Annotated in this window: 19 protein-coding genes; 14 read left to right on the plus strand and 5 right to left on the minus strand. The window is 68.9% G+C overall.

What is annotated here, in order from left to right:
• Positions 1-16 precede the first annotated feature (16 nt).
• From ACFXGJ_RS04625 to hisG, 6 genes are read left to right on the plus strand one after another with little or no spacing between them, the layout of a single operon-like run.
• A complete protein-coding gene (locus ACFXGJ_RS04625) occupies positions 17-1,528 on the plus strand; it encodes an ABC transporter substrate-binding protein (RefSeq protein ID WP_378616949.1) in 1,512 nt (503 codons plus the stop codon).
• Between the two features lie 5 nt (positions 1,529-1,533).
• Entirely contained in the window at positions 1,534-2,481 is a 948-nt protein-coding gene (locus tag ACFXGJ_RS04630; RefSeq protein WP_378616951.1) for an ABC transporter permease, read from the plus strand.
• Positions 2,482-2,503: 22 nt separating this feature from the next.
• Entirely contained in the window at positions 2,504-3,319 is an 816-nt protein-coding gene (locus tag ACFXGJ_RS04635; RefSeq protein WP_378616953.1) for an ABC transporter permease, read from the plus strand.
• Positions 3,316-4,944 (plus strand): dipeptide ABC transporter ATP-binding protein, encoded by a 1,629-nt coding sequence (locus ACFXGJ_RS04640; protein WP_378616955.1) that lies wholly within the window; start codon positions 3,316-3,318, stop codon positions 4,942-4,944. The genes ACFXGJ_RS04635 and ACFXGJ_RS04640 overlap by 4 nt, the downstream gene beginning before the upstream one ends.
• 45 nt (positions 4,945-4,989) lie before the next feature.
• Positions 4,990-5,253, plus strand: coding sequence for a phosphoribosyl-ATP diphosphatase (locus ACFXGJ_RS04645; RefSeq protein WP_378425345.1), 264 nt, complete (start codon positions 4,990-4,992; stop codon positions 5,251-5,253).
• Positions 5,254-5,306: 53 nt separating this feature from the next.
• On the plus strand, positions 5,307-6,158 hold the full coding sequence (hisG, locus tag ACFXGJ_RS04650) for an ATP phosphoribosyltransferase (RefSeq protein WP_378616957.1): 852 nt from the start codon (positions 5,307-5,309) through the stop codon (positions 6,156-6,158).
• 79 nt (positions 6,159-6,237) lie between these two features.
• Here hisG and ACFXGJ_RS04655 read toward each other — a convergent pair whose 3' ends face one another.
• The 3 genes from ACFXGJ_RS04655 to ACFXGJ_RS04665 form a co-directional block, all read right to left on the minus strand.
• Positions 6,238-7,356: an NADH:flavin oxidoreductase gene (locus ACFXGJ_RS04655; RefSeq protein WP_378616959.1), complete on the minus strand. Its 1,119-nt coding sequence runs from the start codon at positions 7,354-7,356 to the stop codon at positions 6,238-6,240.
• Positions 7,353-7,868 carry a nuclear transport factor 2 family protein gene (locus tag ACFXGJ_RS04660; protein WP_378616961.1) on the minus strand — a complete coding sequence of 172 codons (516 nt, stop codon included), beginning with the start codon at positions 7,866-7,868 and terminating at the stop codon, positions 7,353-7,355. Before ACFXGJ_RS04660 ends, ACFXGJ_RS04655 begins: the two co-directional genes overlap by 4 nt.
• Before the next feature lie 67 nt (positions 7,869-7,935).
• Entirely contained in the window at positions 7,936-8,661 is a 726-nt protein-coding gene (locus tag ACFXGJ_RS04665; protein WP_378616963.1) for an IclR family transcriptional regulator, read from the minus strand.
• Between the two features lie 395 nt (positions 8,662-9,056).
• On the opposite strand from ACFXGJ_RS04665, the gene ACFXGJ_RS04670 reads away from it, so the two are divergent.
• The 7 genes from ACFXGJ_RS04670 (at position 9,057) to ACFXGJ_RS04700 (ending at position 14,229) form a co-directional block, all read left to right on the plus strand.
• Positions 9,057-10,202, plus strand: a complete 1,146-nt coding sequence (locus ACFXGJ_RS04670; RefSeq protein ID WP_378616987.1) for a Rieske 2Fe-2S domain-containing protein — start codon at positions 9,057-9,059, stop codon at positions 10,200-10,202.
• A complete protein-coding gene (locus ACFXGJ_RS04675; RefSeq protein ID WP_378616965.1) occupies positions 10,202-10,429 on the plus strand; it encodes a hypothetical protein in 228 nt (75 codons plus the stop codon). The genes ACFXGJ_RS04670 and ACFXGJ_RS04675 overlap by 1 nt, the downstream gene beginning before the upstream one ends.
• Positions 10,430-10,457: 28 nt before the next feature.
• The gene (locus ACFXGJ_RS04680; protein ID WP_378616967.1) at positions 10,458-11,246 is read left to right on the plus strand and encodes an SDR family NAD(P)-dependent oxidoreductase; all 789 of its coding nucleotides are present in this window, start codon (positions 10,458-10,460) and stop codon (positions 11,244-11,246) included.
• Positions 11,246-11,854, plus strand: a complete 609-nt coding sequence (locus tag ACFXGJ_RS04685; RefSeq protein WP_378616969.1) for a nuclear transport factor 2 family protein — start codon at positions 11,246-11,248, stop codon at positions 11,852-11,854. The genes ACFXGJ_RS04680 and ACFXGJ_RS04685 overlap by 1 nt, the downstream gene beginning before the upstream one ends.
• A 197-nt stretch (positions 11,855-12,051) precedes the next feature.
• Positions 12,052-12,933: a tyrosine-protein phosphatase gene (locus tag ACFXGJ_RS04690; protein WP_378616971.1), complete on the plus strand. Its 882-nt coding sequence runs from the start codon at positions 12,052-12,054 to the stop codon at positions 12,931-12,933.
• A gap of 571 nt (positions 12,934-13,504) precedes the next feature.
• Positions 13,505-13,975, plus strand: coding sequence for a hypothetical protein (locus ACFXGJ_RS04695; protein ID WP_378616973.1), 471 nt, complete (start codon positions 13,505-13,507; stop codon positions 13,973-13,975).
• A gap of 5 nt (positions 13,976-13,980) precedes the next feature.
• Positions 13,981-14,229 carry a hypothetical protein gene (locus tag ACFXGJ_RS04700; RefSeq protein ID WP_378616975.1) on the plus strand — a complete coding sequence of 83 codons (249 nt, stop codon included), beginning with the start codon at positions 13,981-13,983 and terminating at the stop codon, positions 14,227-14,229.
• Between the two features lie 139 nt (positions 14,230-14,368).
• Here ACFXGJ_RS04700 and ACFXGJ_RS04705 read toward each other — a convergent pair whose 3' ends face one another.
• Positions 14,369-15,178: a thioesterase family protein gene (locus ACFXGJ_RS04705; RefSeq protein WP_378616977.1), complete on the minus strand. Its 810-nt coding sequence runs from the start codon at positions 15,176-15,178 to the stop codon at positions 14,369-14,371.
• Positions 15,179-16,018: a RecB family exonuclease gene (locus ACFXGJ_RS04710; protein ID WP_378616989.1), complete on the minus strand. Its 840-nt coding sequence runs from the start codon at positions 16,016-16,018 to the stop codon at positions 15,179-15,181.
• A 143-nt stretch (positions 16,019-16,161) separates the two neighbouring features.
• On the opposite strand from ACFXGJ_RS04710, the gene ACFXGJ_RS04715 reads away from it, so the two are divergent.
• Positions 16,162-17,016: a tRNA (adenine-N1)-methyltransferase gene (locus tag ACFXGJ_RS04715; RefSeq protein ID WP_378616979.1), complete on the plus strand. Its 855-nt coding sequence runs from the start codon at positions 16,162-16,164 to the stop codon at positions 17,014-17,016.
• The last annotated feature ends 46 nt before the right edge of the window (positions 17,017-17,062 follow it).

The following is a 17,062-nucleotide window of genomic DNA, read 5'->3' on the forward strand; positions in this document are numbered from 1 at the left end:
TGGCAGGATCACTGCCATGACACGACGGTGGCGCGCCCGGCTGGTCCGGGCGGCCGCCGTCGCGACCGTCACGGCCGCGACCGTGAGCGGGTGCTCGGCCGGAGCGGGCCTGTCCGGGCCGGGTGGCCCGGACACCCTGACCGTGGCACTCACCGCCAAACCGGACAACCTCGACTTCACCCGCACCGCGGGCGCGGCGATCCCGCAGGCGTTGCTGGACAACGTCTACGAGGGGCTGGTGCGGCTCGACGACACCGGCTCGATCGTCCCGCTGCTGGCCTCCTCGTGGACGGTCAGCGCCGACCGCACCGTCTACGACTTCACGCTGCGCGAGAACGCCACGTTCAGCAACGGCGCGCCCTTCACCTCCGACGACGTGAAGTTCAGCATCGAGCGGGTCAAATCCGACTGGACCGCGAACTCGCCCGCCGCGATGGCCGTGGTGGACCGGGTGGAGACCCCGGCATCGAACCTGGCACGGGTGGTGCTGCATCGGCCGAGCAACGAGTGGCTGTTCGCGATGACCGGACCGGTGGGGGCCGTGTTCACCCCGAGCGGCGTCGGCCAGCTCGCGACCACGGCGGTCGGCACCGGACCGTTCACCGTGGCGCGCTGGAACCCCGGATCGGAACTGCAACTGTCGGCGAACCCGCGGTACTGGGGACAGGCGCCGGCGATGAAGAACGTTCGGCTGCGGTACTTCTCGGATGCGACCGCTCAGGCGAACGCGTTGCGGAGCGGCGGGGTCGACGTGATCTTCGGACTCGGTGCGCCGCAGTTGCTCGGGCAGTTCGCGACGGACCCCCAGTTCCGTGTCACCCAGGGCACCACCAACGGAGAGGTCACCCTGTCGATGAACGGGGCGGTGGCCCCGTTCGACGACATCCGGGTCCGGCGCGCCGTGATGTACGCGGTGGACCGGAAGGCGGTGCGGGACACCGCCTATGCCGGTTACGGAGAACTCGTCGGGTCGATGGTTCCGCCGACCGACCCCTGGTTCGAGGACCTCACCGGTGTCTACCCCTTCGACCCGGAGCGGGCGCGGGCGCTGCTCGCCGAGGCCGGAAACCCGCACCCGGCGGTCCGTTTCGACGTACCCAACCTCCCGTACGCGACCGCGGCCGCGCAGGTGGTCAGCTCGCAACTGCAGCAGGTGGGTTTCGCGGTGCGCACCAATCCGGTCGAGTTCCCGGCGGTCTGGCTCGACTCGGTGTTCACTCGGCACGACTACCAGATGTCGGTGATCCAGCACTCCGAACCGCACGACATCGCGACGTTCGGGAACCCGAAGTTCTACTGGGGCTACGACAACCCGACGGTGACCCGGTTGCTCGCCGAGGCCGACACTGCCGACGAGGCCGGATACGTCGCCGCGATGCGCGAGGTGGCGAGGACCGTGACCGACGACGCCGCCGCGGACTGGTTGTTCCTGTTCCCGCTGCTGGTGGTGGCGGACGCGGATCTGAGCGGACTGCCGCGCAACGCGACCTCGCTGGCGATGGACCTGTCCCGGGTACGGCGGGGGTAGCGGCCGTGGCGTTGGCGCTCGCACGTCGCCTCGGGATCTTCGTGCTCACCGCGCTCGTCGCGTCGGTGCTGGTGTTCGCGCTCCTGTCGGTGCTGCCCGGCGACCCGGCACGGATCGCGCTCGGCGTGCAGGCCTCGGCCGAGGAGGTCGCCCGCGAGCGCACGGCGATGGGCCTCGACGCGCCGCTGTACCAGCGCTACGGAAGCTGGGTGTGGGGAATGCTGCACGGCGACATGGGAACCTCGTACCTCACCCGCCAGTCGGTGGGACCGGAGATCGCAGACCGGCTGCAGGTGACGGCCTGGGTGGTCGCGGCCGGGATGGTCGTCGCCCTGGTCGTGGCCCTGCCGCTCGGTGTGGCCGCCGCGGTCCGTGCCCGCAGGCCGGACGGGCTGGTGATCGGTGGAATCAGCCAGGTGGGCATCGCGATTCCCGCGTTCCTGTCCGGGGTGCTGCTCTCGACCGTGTTCGCGGTCGAGCTGGGCTGGCTGCCGTCGAGCGGCTGGCAAGCGCCGATCGAGGGCGTCGGCGGCTTCCTGTCCTACCTGGTGCTGCCCGCGCTCGCCCTGGGGCTGGTGCAGGGGTCGGTGCTGACGCGATACGTGCGCTCGGCGGTGCTCGACGAACTGGGCGAGGACTACCTGCGCACCGCGCGGGCCAAGGGACTGACCGGGACGCAGGCGCTGCTGCGGCACGGACTGCGCAATGCCGCCATCCCGGTGGTGACGGTCGTGGGGGTGCAGTTGACGACGTTGCTGATCGGTGCGGTGGTGATCGAACGGGTCTTCGTGATCCCGGGACTCGGCAGCCTGCTGCTGGACAAGGTCGGTCAACGGGACATGGCCGCGGTGCAGTCGATCGTGATGGTGCTCGTGCTGGCGGTGCTGGTGCTGAACCTGGTGGTGGACCTGGTGTCGACGGCGATCGACCCCCGCTTGCGGAGCGCGCCGTGACAACGACCGAGGGAGGTGTGCGGTGAGGCGTCTGCCCAGGACGTTGGTGCTCGGCGGGCTGCTGGTCGGGCTCGTGGCCGTCGCTGCGCTGGTCTCGCTGCTGTGGACGCCCTACGACCCGACGGTCGTCGACTCGGCGTCGCGGCTGCTGCCGCCGAGCGCGGAGCACTGGCTCGGCACCGACGACTTCGGGCGCGACATCCTCAGCTCCCTGCTCGTGGGCGCGCGCACCACGCTGCTGGTCGGGGTGGTCGCGGTGGCCGTTGCCGCCGTGATCGGCATACCGGTCGGGGTGAGCGCCGGCATGCGACCCGGCCCTGCCGACGAGGTGCTGATGCGGGGCAACGACGTGCTGCTCGCGTTCCCGGCGCTGTTGCTGGCCATCGTCTTCGCCGCGGTGTGGGGTGGCTCCACGCTCACCGCGATGACCGCGCTCGGCATCGGCGCCGCACCGGGATTCGCCCGGGTCGCCCGGGCGGGCACCCGCCAGGTGATGTCCCAGGACTACGTGCTCGCCGCGCGCGCCTGCGGCCGGCGTCCGTCGCGGATCGCGATTCGCCATGTGCTGCCCAACATTTCGAGCGAGCTCATCGTGCAGGCCTCGGTCACCTTCGCGATCGCGGTCCTGGCCGAGGCGGCGCTGTCCTACCTGGGGTTCGGTACGCCGCCGCCGACGCCCTCCTGGGGCCGGATGCTGCAGGAGTCGCAGCCGTACCTCTACCTGCAGCCGATGGTGATGCTGTGGCCGGGGCTGGCGATCGCGCTGACCGTGCTCGGTTTCAACCTGCTCGGCGACGGGCTCCGCGACCGCCTCGACCCGAAGGCGGTGCGGTCGTGAGGGGACGGTCACTGGTCGAGGTCGCCGACCTGCGAGTGCACGCCGGGGAGCGCACCCTGCTGGACGGGATCAGCTTCGGGCTCGACGCGGGCGAGCGGCTGGGGCTGATCGGCGAGTCCGGGTCGGGGAAGTCACTGACGGCGCTGAGCCTGATGGGGCTGCTGCCCGAGCCGCTGCGCGCGAGCGGCAGGATTGCACTCGACGGCGTCCGGGGAAATCTCGTGGATCTGGGGGAGCGGGAGTGGTCACGGCTGCGCGGCGACGACCTGGCGATGGTGTTCCAGGAGCCGATGACCGCGCTGAACCCGCTGATGAAGGTCGGCAACCAGGTCGCCGAGGTCATCGCCCTGCACGACCCGGGCGTCGGGCGCCGGGAACGGCGGACCGCGGTCCTGGACCTCCTGGCCTCGGTGAACCTGCCGGACCCACCCCGGATCGCCCGCTCGTACCCGCACGAGCTCTCCGGCGGTCAACGGCAGCGGGTCCTGATCGCGATCGCGATGGCGAACCGGCCGCGGGTGCTGATCTGCGACGAGCCGTCGACGGCACTGGACGTCACCACCGCCGCGCAGATCCTCGAGCTGATCGACACCACCGTCCGCGAACACGACACCGCGCTACTGATGATCACCCACGACCTGGCGGTGGTCTCGCAGCTGTGCGAGCGGGTGCTGGTGATGCGCTCCGGGGCGATCGTCGAGTCGGGGCCGATCGGGGAGGTGTTCGGGGATCCGCGGGATCCGTACACCCGATCGTTGCTCGACGCCTCGCGGCTCGATCCCGGCACGTCGGCCGCGGGCGCACACCAGAGCGCCGGCGCCCCGGTGTTCAACGAGCACCCCGACCCCCTCGTCTCGGTGCGCGGACTCGGCCGAACGTATCGGGGGTCGCGATCGTCCTTGCTCCGACCGGCCGAACCCGTGCACGCTCTGGCGGAGGCGTCCTTCGACATCGGCACCGGCCAGCGGTTCGGGGTGGTCGGGGAGTCGGGTTCCGGGAAGTCGACCCTCATCCGACTTCTGTGCGCCCTCGACACCCCGACCGAGGGTTCGATACGCGTCGGCGGGCGGGAGATCGTCGGCGCCCGCGAACGGGACCTGCGGCAGTTCCGGCGTGACGTGTCGATCGTGTTCCAGGACCCGATGGGGTCGCTGGACCCGCGGATGACGGTCGGCGACATCGTGGCCGAGCCGCTCTCGCAGCCGTCGGACAGGTCGGATCGGGTGGCGCAGATGCTGGTCGCCGTCGGTCTAGAGCCGGACATGGCGGGGCGGTACCCGCACCAGTTCTCGGGCGGTCAGCGCCAGCGCATCTCGATCGCGCGTGCGCTGATCACCGCGCCGAAGATCCTGGTCGCCGACGAACCGGTCAGCGCGCTGGACGTCTCGGTGCGCGCCCAGGTGCTCGACCTGCTCGCCGGGCTGGTCGCCGACTACCAGCTGACGCTGCTGCTGGTCTCCCACGACCTCGCCGTCGTCCGGCACGTCTGCGAGGTGGTCGCGGTGATGCACCGCGGCCGCATCGTCGAGTGCGGGCCCACCGAGGAGGTGTACGAGCGCCCCCGCGACCCCTACACCGCGCGGCTGATCGACAGCGCGCCGAAACTCGCCGTGCCCGACGCCTGAGTGCGGGCGTCGCGGCGTCGCGGCGCTGTGAAACAATGGGCACCCGTGAAGACCTTCGATTCGCTGTTCGCCGAGCTGACCGACCGTGCCGCCACCCGCCCCGAGGGCTCCGGCACCGTGGCCGCATTGGATGCAGGCGTCCACGCCCAGGGCAAGAAGGTGATCGAGGAAGCCGGCGAGGTGTGGATCGCCGCCGAGTACCAGAGCGACGAGCAGCTGTCCGAGGAGATCTCGCAGCTGCTGTACTGGGTGCAGGTCCTGATGGTCGGGCGTGGGCTGAAGCTCGAGGACGTCTACCGACATCTGTGAGCCCCGCTCGCACTCCCGGTAGACCCCATTCGACCTTCCCGAAAGGAAGCAGCATGCTGCGCGTCGCAGTACCCAACAAGGGCTCCCTCTCCGAGTCCGCCGCCGAGATCCTCAGCGAGGCCGGCTACCGCCGCCGCACCGACTCGCGCGACCTGACCGTCCTCGACCCCTCGAACCAGGTGGAGTTCTTCTTCCTGCGTCCCAAGGACATCGCCATCTACGTCGGTTCCGGTGAGCTCGACCTCGGCATCACCGGCCGCGACCTCGCGCTCGACTCGGCAGCGCCGGTCACCGAGCGCCTGTCACTCGGCTTCGGTCGCTCGAGCTTCCGGTATGCCGCCCCCGCCGGGAAGCAGTGGACGCCGGAGGATCTCGCCGGCCTGCGCATCGCCACCTCGTACCCGAACCTGGTCCGAAACGACTTGGCGCGCAGGGGCATCGAGGCCACCGTCATCCGGCTCGACGGCGCGGTGGAGATCTCCATCCAGCTCGGTGTCGCCGACGCCATCGCGGACGTGGTCGGTTCCGGTCGCACCCTGCGCCAGCACAACCTGGTCGCGTTCGGCGATTCCCTGTGCGACTCCGAGGGCGTACTCATCCAGCGTGAGGGCTCCGACGGCGCCGACCGCGCGCGCAATCAGCTCATCGCCCGCGTCGAGGGCGTGGTGCGGGCCCAGCAGTACGTGATGCTCGACTACGACTGCCCGCGCTCGCGGCTCGACGAGGCGATGGCGATCACCCCGGGACTCGAGTCCCCGACCATCGCGCCGCTGGCCGACGAGAACTGGGTCGCGATCCGCTCGATGGTCCCGCGCAAGGTGAGCAACGACGTGATGGACCAGCTCGCGGAGATCGGCGCCAAGGCGATCCTGGCCACCGACATCCGGACCTGCCGGGCGTTCTGAGACGACAGCGCAACGGCCCCGACCACGGTATGTGGTCGGGGCCGTTCGTTTGTGTTCGAGGCGCTACGACGAGGTCAGCTCAATGCAGCCGGCCCTCGTGCCGCTCACGGTCGAACGTCGGCACGGGCCCTCCGCCGAGCAGCGTGCGTGCCAACGCGGGGTCGGCAAGGTGCAGTCGTCCGATCGCGACGAGGTCGAACTCCTGGGCGTCGAGCCGGCGAAGCAGCCCGTCGAGATCGGCGGGCTCGGGCGTTCCGGCGTCGCGCAGCGACTTGCTCAGGCCCACGCTGCCGACCGCCATGCTCGTGGCCCCGGTCAGCTTCTTCGCCCAGCCGGCCAACGTCAGGTCGCTGCCCTCGAACGCGGGCAGGTCGAAACGCCGGATGCTGGCGTCGAGCACGTCCACGCCCGCCTCGACGAGGGCGCCGAGGACCACCGACAGCTCGTCCGGGGTGTCCGCGATCCGGGCGCCGTAGTCCTGCTGCTTGTGCTGCGAGAACCGGTAGAAGATCGGCAGATCCGGGCCGATCTCGCGTCGGACGGCCCGCACCACCTCGACCGGAAAGTGGGTCCGTCGCCGCAGGTCGCCGCCCCAGTGATCGGTGCGCCGGTTGGTCGACTCCCACAGGAACGCATCGAGCAGGTAGCCGTGGCCCGCGTGAATCGCGATCCCGTCGAAGCCGACGTCGACGGCATTGCGCGCCGAGCGTACGTACGCGGCGATGACGTCTTCGATGTCGCGCTCAGTCATCGCCCGGGTGGGAACGCTCGCCCGCTCGACGTAGCTGTCCGGATAGACGGTGCGCCCGACCCGGCCCCAGAGCCCGGACGGGCGCATCGGCGTCGTCGCCGGATCCACCGCGCCCATCGCGCCCCACAGCGGGCCGACGTGCCACAGCTGCGGGACGATCCGCCCGCCTGCCTCGTGCACCCCGTCGACCACCTGGCGCCACCCCCCGAGCGCCGTTTCGCCGTGCAGCCGTGGCACGTTCGAACTGTCGACCGCGGTGGGGTGATCGATCGCCACCCCCTCGGTGATCACCAGACCGGTGCCGCCGTCGGCGCGCCGGCGGTAGTAGGCGGCGACGTCCGGGCCGGGTACGCCTCCCGGAGAATGCTCCCGCGTCATGGGGGACATGACGATTCGGTTGGGCAGCGCCAGCGAGCGAACCTGGAGCGGGGCGAAGAGCGGGTTCACAGCGCCTGCAGGTAGTCGAAGAAGCCCGCGGTCACGTCCTCGCGGAGGCGGGTGAGCTTGCGGTAGCTGATCAGCCAGCGGCCGTTCACCTTTCGGTACTCCTCGTGATAGTGCCCATAGCCGTGCAGATGCTCCTCGTGGTCGCCGTTGGTCCACCACAGCTTGTCCTCCATCGCCCAGATCCCGCGGGCGGTGGTGTCGGAGGTGAGCTCGATCTCCGGGGTGTGACCGTGATGCACGGTCGTCACCACGGTGTCCCCGCCCAGCAAGGTGCTGATCGCGCGGGTCAGATTCTCCTTGCCCACGACGCGGTTCGAGCTGCCCTCGGACTGTGGTTGCTTGTCGTCCGGCAGGCCGCCCCACGTCTCCGAGACCACGTCGTCGGTGTGCAGGGTCGGGTAGACCTCCCACCGCTTGGTGTCCATGCACCGGAGCCGAGCGGCGAAGGTGCGCTTGATCTCCTCGATGGCCAGGAGTTGCTCGGGACCGGTCAGTGTGAGCTCGGATGTCATGGCCTCACGCTGCCAACGGGCCGGACACAGAGCAATTCTCCGTTCCGATGAGCGGACTGATGCCAGGTCAGGCGGTCTGTCGGGGTGCCGAGGCCAGGTCGAGGTACTGCCCGATCGCGGCGGCCGCCATCCGGACGGGCGCGGCGTGTCGGTGGTCGAACTTCAGCCGATTCGCCGGACCGCTGACCGACAGGCCGAGCTCGGCGCCGTCGAGGGATCCGACCCGCACCCCGATGCACTCGAACCCGGCGGCGCAGGTCCCGTACGCAACACCCGACCGGTGTGTGCCGCCGGACGCGGGGCGGTCGCCGGCGACGGCGGTGGCGGACCCGCGGACCGCGGCGAGCAGCGCCTTGCCGATCGTCGACGACTGCGCGGGAATCCGGTCTCCGATTCGGGTGTGCAGGTCGGGCGCCGCCCCGCCGCCGACCTTGTCGAGGTAGAGCACGTGGGTGCCGTCGAGAACGCCCAGGTGTACGACATGGCCTGTGACGGAATGCAACTCGCGCAGCAGCGGCGGCACCACCCGATCGAACCGGTTCTGGTACAGCGACAGCGCGCCGATCTCGGCGAGCTTGTCGCCGAGTCCGTACTCGACGCCACGACGCCTGAGCCAGCCCATCCGGACGAGATGTTCGAGCATTCGATAGGTGCTCGTCCGTGGTATGCCGGTGCAGCGGGAGACGTCGGTGAGGCTGAGGCGAGGCGCGCTCCGGAAGCTGTCGAGCACCAGGGACAGGCGATCGAGCGTGGACGCGGGCAGACCGCGCTCCGAGGCTTCTCCGTTCCGCAATGCCGTCCCTCCTCACGTGTCGCGCTCCCGGCGCGGTCAGCGCCGCGGACCGGCGAGGTCAGCACAATCGCGATCGCCTGGCGATGCCAGAGGTCCTCCCGGTGAGCGGGATCGGCCCGCCGACCGGCCAGGCGTGCCGAAGACGGGTGGTGGGCCCGCGGGGGCGGTCGCCCGAATCGTGTGTGACGCGTTCTCGCGGCCGTGACCTGCGCCGATTCCGCTGAACGGACAGGCGGGTTGGTGCAATGTGCGCGCCGTTGACAGCCTCTCCATGCGACGTGACCGCGATCACGTCGGCGCCGGCCCTCTCGGTGCCGTGCGCTTCCGAACCAGGCGAACCGGACCGGGCCCACACCTGCGCCTGGTCCACGACCAAAGGAGACACAGTGACCGCTGTGAACATCGACGGAGCCGACGAGGTCCGCACCATCGACCAGGGCGCTGTGCCCGATCGCTTCGCGCGTGGCTGGCACTGCCTGGGCCTCGTCGACGGGTTCCGCGACGGCAACCCGCACTCCGTCGAGGCGTTCGGCACCAAGCTGGTGGTGTTCGCGGACAGCAACGGCGAGATCAAGATCTTGGACGCGTACTGCCGACACATGGGCGGGGATTTGAGTCAGGGGACCGTCAAGGGCGACTCGATCGCGTGCCCGTTCCACGACTGGCGTTGGGGCGGCAACGGCAAGTGCACCGGCATTCCCTACGCGCGTCGGGTGCCGCCGTTGGCCCGTACCCGCGGCTGGACGACCATGGAGCGCGACGAGCTGCTGTTCGTCTGGCACGACCCGGAGGGCAACCCGCCCCCGCCGGAGGTCGCCATCCCCGCGATGCGGACCCCCGACGCCGAGTGGACCGACTGGGAGTGGAAGTCGATCGTCATCGACACCAACTGCCGGGAGATCATCGACAACGTCGTGGACATGGCGCACTTCTTCTACGTGCACTACTCGTTCCCGACCTACTTCAAGAACGTCTTCGAGGGGCACGTCGCCGTCCAGGAACAGGCAGGCGTTGGTCGCGAGGACATCACCGAGTGGACCGATCCCGACGTCCCGAAGCTGGTCGGCCATGGCTCCGTCGCGGCGTACCACGGGCCGTCGTTCATGATCGACGACCTCGTCTACCACTACGACACCTACGACGTCGAGTCCGTCCTGATCAACTGCCACTACCCGGTCGGCCCGAACAAGTTCGTGCTCATGTACGGCATCTCCGTCAAGAAGACCGAGCAGGTCCCGGCCGAGATCGCCGACCAGTTGGTCGACGCGATGATCGGCTACATCGGCGTCGGCTTCGAACAGGACATCGAGATCTGGAAGAACAAGACCCGCATCGACAACCCGCTGCTCACCAACGAGGACGGACCCGTCTACCAGCTGCGCCGCTGGTACGAGCAGTTCTACGTCGACGTCGCCGACGTCACCCCCGAGATGGTGGACCGCTTCGAGTTCGAACTCGACACCACCAAGCCGGTCGAGGCGTGGAAGCGGGAAGTCGCGGACAACCTCGCCCGGCGCGATGCCGCGGAGATGTCGGTCTGATGCAACAGGTCGACTGTGCGCGCTGCGGAGTCCGGGTCCTCGTGGAGAAGAACAGCTGGGAGCACACCAGCGTCCAATGGAGCACCGCCCGCCCCGACACCGTCTGCGACGGGTACCGGGACGATCCGACGCTGACGCTGCGCGGTGCTCGGGTGGGGCGCTGCCCCGCACTGCGCGAATCGATCGTCGCGGCCGCTGTGGACGGCCGTGTCCCCGTCCCCGACTGACCGCCGAACCGGAAGAAACGAGAGAACGATGATCGACAGAGACAAATACGGACCGTGGGCCTTCGTTGCCGGCGGCTCGGAGGGCGTCGGCGCCGGGTTCGCCGAGGAACTGGCGAAGGCGGGGCTGAACCTCGTGCTGCTGGCCCGCAAGCGCGGCCCCCTCGAGGAGACCGCGGCCAAGGCGCGAGCTCACGGAGTCGAGGTGCGCACCCTCGCCGTCGACCTCTTGGCGGCGGACGCCGGCGAACGGATCTGCCTGGCAACGGCGGATCTCGAAGTGGGACTACTGATCTTCAACGCCGGCGCCAACACCTACGGCCACGAGTTCGTCACCGGCGATCTCGATGCCTGCCGAAAGGTACTCACGCTCAACATCGACCGCCAACTCGAGCTCTCCCAGATCTTCGGCGCACCGATGCGCGAGCGCGGCCGCGGCGGCATCGTCCTGCTCGGCTCGCTGGCCGGCTACGTCGGCGCCGAGCACATGAGCATCTACGCGGCGGCGAAGGCTTTCAGCCGCGTCTTCGCCGAGGGACTCTGGCTCGAGATGGCCGCGCACGGGGTCGACGTGCTCGAGCTCGTCCTCGGCGTCACCCGGACGCCTGCCATGGAACGAGCCGGCCTCGATTTCGACCTGCCCGGTCTCAACGCTTCGGACCCGTACGCGGTCGCCCGCGAGGGTCTCGAACACCTCGCCGACGGCCCGATCTGGGTCGCGGGCGGCAACTACGAACTGGCCGGCAGCCGTGCCGGCTTCCCACGCGCCGAGATCGTCAGGGCGGCGTCGGACGAGGCCCGCAAGATGATGGGGCGCTGATGACCGAGACAGATCCGGGTTTCGAGCATCGGCTGCTGGTCCTCGAGCAACGTCTTCGGTTACTCGAGGACCACAACGCGATCATGCGACTCCTGTACTCCTACGGCCCGAGCGTCGACAGCGGCCTCGCCGATGTGGTCGGCGGCCTCTGGACCGAGGACGGTGTCTACGACGTCGACACCGGACGGATGGACGGCCGAGGCGAGATCGAGAACATGGTCCTGACACACCCACACCAGGGCTTCATCCAGCAAGGGTGCGGACACATCATGAGTCCGGCACACATCACCGTCGAGGGCGACACCGCCGTGGCGGTGTGCCACACCCAGCTGATCCTGCAGCAGCCCGACGGGAGTGGATACCAAGTCAGCCGGGTTACCGCCAACCGCTGGGAGCTGGCACGGACCAGCGACGGGTGGCGGGTCGCGACACGAACCAGTCGACTTCTCAACGGGCACGAGGGATCACGCGCGATACTCGCGAGCGCCTTCGATGCCATGGGCCTGGTAGATGGAGTCGCCTCGAGCCGCCGCCGGCACCCGATGGAATCTGAGCAGGTCCGCTCGCGTGTGAACGAAGGTCGAGACCAGGCCGGCAACGACCGTTGAAAACCCTGCTATCCAGCCACGATCGGATGTGCGCGAGGGTCGCATGCGCAATTGCGAACCAGTTCGTGGCCGAACAGGAGAAGGGCTGTAGGCCTCCCAGCAGACACCGATTCTGCCGACAGGGCAGTCAGCCAACCCACCAGCACGGAAAGGCCCCACCCATGACACACCGCTTCACAGCCATGCGCCGTCTCTCGATGACCACCGTCGCCCTAGGCGCGGCCGGTACGTTCCTGTTCGGCGGCCCTGCCGCTGCGACCGCCGAAGCTCTCGATCTCCCGTCGGTCGGCTCGTCGGGATTCGGCTCCAGCGCGTCGACGTCGGTCGAGCCCCCCCGACTGCCCTCAGTCGACAACTTCCGCGACGTGGCCGGTTCAGGAGCCGGATACGTTGGGTTTGGCGGCCTGCACGTCAACCGGGGAGTGTTCTACCGGGCCAACGCGATCACCCCGAACCCGGCGGATCTCGCGACGCTCGAGTCGCTGCAGCTGACCGCTGTGTACGACCTTCGCACCGACCCGGAGATCGCCGCGAAGCCCGACATCCTGCCCAAGGGAGCTCGCTACTCGCAGATCCACGTCCTCGCGGCAGATCCGAGCGCTGACCTCGTGAACCTCCACACCCCGGAAGACGCCCGCGCCTACGTCCAGAAGGGCTACCGCGCAACGGTCAACGACGCGCTTCCCCGCAACGGCTATCGGCAGCTGCTGACCGACCTCGCCAACACCGCGGGACCGCAGGTCGTCCACTGCACCTCCGGCAAGGACCGCACCGGCTGGGCGACGGCCCTGCTGCTCACTGTCGCCGGGGTTCCGCGCGAGACGATCATGAGCGACTACCTGCTGACCAACGAGTACTCGGCCGCGTCGATCGAGGCCGCCGTCGACCAGATCGCTGCGGTCAAGGGCCCCGCGGCAGCTGAGGTCTACCGGCAGCTCCTCGGAGTGGACGCCAGCTACCTGGACGCGGCCTTCGACGAGGTGGACAAGAAGTACGGTTCCCTTGACCGGTACCTCGTCGACGGCCTCGGGCTCGACCAATTGACGATCGCGGCGCTGAGGCTGAAGCTGCTCAGCTGACACACGAGAGCGCCGGGCGCGTGGTACCCCTCGGTCGTGCGCACCCAGCGGCGGTATCCGAGGTCGCGGACACGGTCGGTGTTGAATGGCTGGGACTGCTCATCTCGGTTGAATCCTGACAGTCACCGATACGTGGCCCAGTGTCTCCTGCGCGCCGACCTCACGCAGGGGCACGGCCAACAGGTGGGATTCGTCGCGGACGCGCGACGGCTGGCGCGTCGTGACGCGGACGGGCCGGTGTCGAGATGCAGCGAGGACTAGCAGGACACGCTGCACTGCTTTGACGGAGTCCGGGCGTGTCGTGCTTTGTCGCTGATGTGGGTCGTGCGATGCCGTCCGGTGCAGTGCCGGACAGTGGCGTTCGCCTGTTGTGCTGTCGGCGCGAACTGCAGTGGCCGCCCACCTCGGTCGGGGTGGGCGGCCACTGCGCGTTGGGCGTCCGGTCTGTCGCGGGACACCCTGAAGCGTCGTCGTGGATGCTGACGACGCGGTAGGGGAAGTCAGACACGCTCGCACCGCGCAGGTGAACCGAAGAGAATAGTAGGCGACGAAGAAGAAGGGTGACTTGATTATGGGAATCTTCTTGAAGATCACTTATGATTCACAAGGAGGGAAAACGGCAGAAAAGGCCACTGTAAACCAGAATATTCTGGACGGCGTTCTCAATAGCCTGAATGACTACGCCTGGCAGGATCGAATTGCTCCCCAATTGCGGAACCTTGATGCGCAGTTCAGCCACATTGCACTCGGCCTGATCCTACGATTCTATCACAAGATCAATGTCGAGAAGGGCAACCTGAGGTCGCTTGCACGGTATATCAAGAAGGACGACAAGCTTCTGGTCGATCAGATACTCGTCGTGGACGATTATGAGAATCTATCGGAAGGGGAGGCGAGGACACAGCTTTGCGACGATATCGTGAATCATCTCGAGCAAGCCCTCATGAGGTACAGGGACCGCTTCCAAGACTTTGATGCCGTTGCGTTCATTCCATTGCTCAGAGAGAGATTTGGAGAGATAAAGCAGCAAGGAAATCGCTAGCCGCCGTGGCCAACACCGCCCGTGGCGTGATGATCGAAGCTGCCGCCCGAGAAACGTACGAGGGCGCCGCCGTCGACGCCTCGACCTGGCTCGACTGGGGAGGATTGGGGGCTGGGCAGGAAGTGTGGCACGAGGCCGCGATCACTGTCGTCGAAGCGATCCTCGCCGCGCTCCCAATCGAGTGCCGGTGCATCCTGATAGCTGATAGCCGGCAATTGATCCCGAGCCTGGGCGCTGAACGGAGCGCAGCGTAGGACGTGGCCCCTTCGCGTCCTGCCTAGTTGATCCAGCATCGCGTTTCGCTGATCTTCGCTGCATCTCGACGGCCGGATCCTTGACGAACACGAGGATTCACGCGCGATCCTGCCCAGCGCGTTTCTGTGAGACGGACGGCTAGCGGGCCCGAACCTGCACCGTCTGGTTGATCCGTCCGACCGGGCCGGACTCGTCGTGCAGCACGCCCGCGCACATGCCGACACCGTCGGGGCCGTACGAGGTTTCGGCGGCGATGCCGACCCATTCGCCCTGCGGCACCCGGAACAGGTGCACCGTCAGGTCGGTGTTGAGGTAGGTCCACTCGCTCGGATCCAGCTTCGAGCCGACCCCGTTGGCGACGTCGGCCACGGCGAACAGCCGCTGAATCGGGGTCAGCGACTCGCCCTCCACGAGAACGGGATTCGGGCGGGTCCACACCTGACCGGGCCCCTCTCCGCCGATCTCCGCGATCCACCGCCAGTCCAGTGTCCGCACGTAGCCGGTGCCCCAGAACGCGTTGCCCATGTCGACCTCGTGGGTCTGCGAGAGCGGGGCCATCGTGGGGTCGCCTGCGTGCGCGACCACGGCGGTGTCCGCGATCTGCATCCGCCACGCGGTGCCGCGGGCGACGGCGCGGTCGGTGCCGTCCGGGCCGGTCGCCCACAGCTCCGCGACGACGAGTTCGACCCGCTTGCCGGGCCGCTCGACCCAGGACCGCACCTCGATGTCGGCGAGTGGGACCGGGCCCAGGATCTCGATCACGACGCGAGTGAGCCGGGCGTCCTCGCGCGGCGCACACCGCTCGAGCGCACGCACCAGCAGCGCCGACGGGGGAGCGCCGTGCTGCATGGTGTCGGCCCAGGTGCTGACGGTCAGTGCCGTCGTCGCGAACCGCTCGGTGCCGTCCTCGCGGGACCCGAGCGGGATGTAGTAGGCCTGGTCGCTCACTTAGCTGATCTCCTCGAAACTGTCTTCCTCGGCCGGAACCTCCGGCCAGCCCGGGTAGGGCGGCGGCGTGCCACCGAACTCGGGGCAGCGCACCTTATGGTCGCACCAGTTGCACAGGCGCCCCGGCTTCGGTCGGAAGTCGCCGGTCTGACCAGCGGCGAGGATCGCCTTCCAGATCGCGGACAGGGTCCGCTCGAACCGGAGAAGCTCCGCCTCGTCCGGTGCGTAGGTGAGGATCTCGCCGTCGGTGAGATAGATCAGGCGCAGCTGTGCCGGCACGATCCCGCGGGTGCGCAGCAGCACCAGTGCGTAGAACTTCATCTGGAACAGGGCCTTGGACTCGGTCATCTCCCGCGGCGCCCGGCCGGTCTTGTAGTCGACGACGCGGACCTCACCGGTGGGCGCGACGTCGATACGGTCGACGAACCCGCGCAGCAGCACTCCGTCGTCGAGCTCGGTCTCGACCCGCATCTCGCAGGACTCCGGCTCGAAACGGGTCGGGTCCTCGAGCTTGTAGTAGCCCTCGATCAGCGCGCGTGCCTCGGAGAGGAAGGACTCGCGCTCGTCGGCCGGTACCGCACCGTCGGCCTCGGGCGACTCCGCGAGCACCCTCTCCCAGGCCGGTTCGACCAGGGTGACGGCCCGGTCCGGCACCCGATCCGGCGCGGGCAGGCCGTAGAGCGCCTCGAGGGCTGCGTGCACCACCGTGCCCTTGATCTGCGCTTTCGACGGCGTCTCCGGGATCCGGTCGACCGCACGGAAGCGGTACAGCAAGGGGCACTGTTTGAAATCTCCGGCCCTCGAGGGGGACAGTGCGGGCCGTGAGCGGGGCCTCTCCACGCCGAGCGTCTCGACTGCAGGGGCTTCGGCGGGGGGCGACGCGGGAGTGATGCTCACACCTGGCAGGGTATGCGCAGGGTCCGACAGCTTCGTCGGGGCCGGCGCGAAGGTCGCCGGGGCACTCGATGATGGGAGTCGATCAGATGGCAGGGCGCGAGCAGCGACCGAGTGGACCGTTCCGGGTGGGCGATCGTGTCCAGTTGACGGATGCCAAGGCGCGCAAGTACACCGTGGTGCTCGAGCCGGGCAAGGAATTCCACACCCACCGCGGTGGCATCCTGCACGACGACCTGATCGGCACCCCCGAGGGCAGCGTCGTCACCTCCACCAACGGCACGCCCTACCTCGCGCTGCGCCCGCTGCTCGTCGACTACGTGCTGTCCATGCCGCGGGGAGCGCAGGTGATCTACCCGAAGGACGCCGCGCAGATCGTGCACGAGGGCGACGTCTTCCCCGGCGCGCGGGTGCTGGAGGCAGGCGCCGGTTCGGGCGCGTTGACCTGTTCGCTGCTGCGGGCGGTCGGGCCGGAGGGCACCGTCATCTCGTACGAGGTGCGCGAGGACCACGCCGAGCACGCCGTGCGGAACGTGGAGAACTTCTTCGGCGAGCGGCCGGCGAACTGGGACCTGACGATCGCCGACCTCGCCGAGTTCGATCCGGACACCGCGGGCGGTCAGGTAGACCGGGTGGTGCTGGACATGCTCGCGCCGTGGGACGTGCTGCCCGCGGTGTCGAAGGCGCTGGTGCCCGGCGGCGTGCTGATCGTCTACGTCGCGACCGTCACCCAGCTGTCCAAGGTCGTCGAGGCGATGCGCGAGCAGGAGTGCTGGACCGAACCGCGGTCCTGGGAGTCCATCGTGCGCGGCTGGCACGTGGTGGGTCTGGCCGTCCGCCCCGAGCACCGCATGCAGGGCCACACCGCGTTCCTGGTCAGCGCCCGCAAGCTGGCCGACGGCACGGTCACGCCCAAGCCGCAGCGCCGCTCCGGCAAGGGCTAGACAGCTGCGCTGCCTGTGCGCGATCGGTACCCCGACTGGGGTACCG

The organism is Rhodococcus sp. NPDC059234 (genome assembly GCF_042754225.1).
Classification (GTDB): Bacteria; Actinomycetota; Actinomycetes; order Mycobacteriales; family Mycobacteriaceae; genus Rhodococcus_G.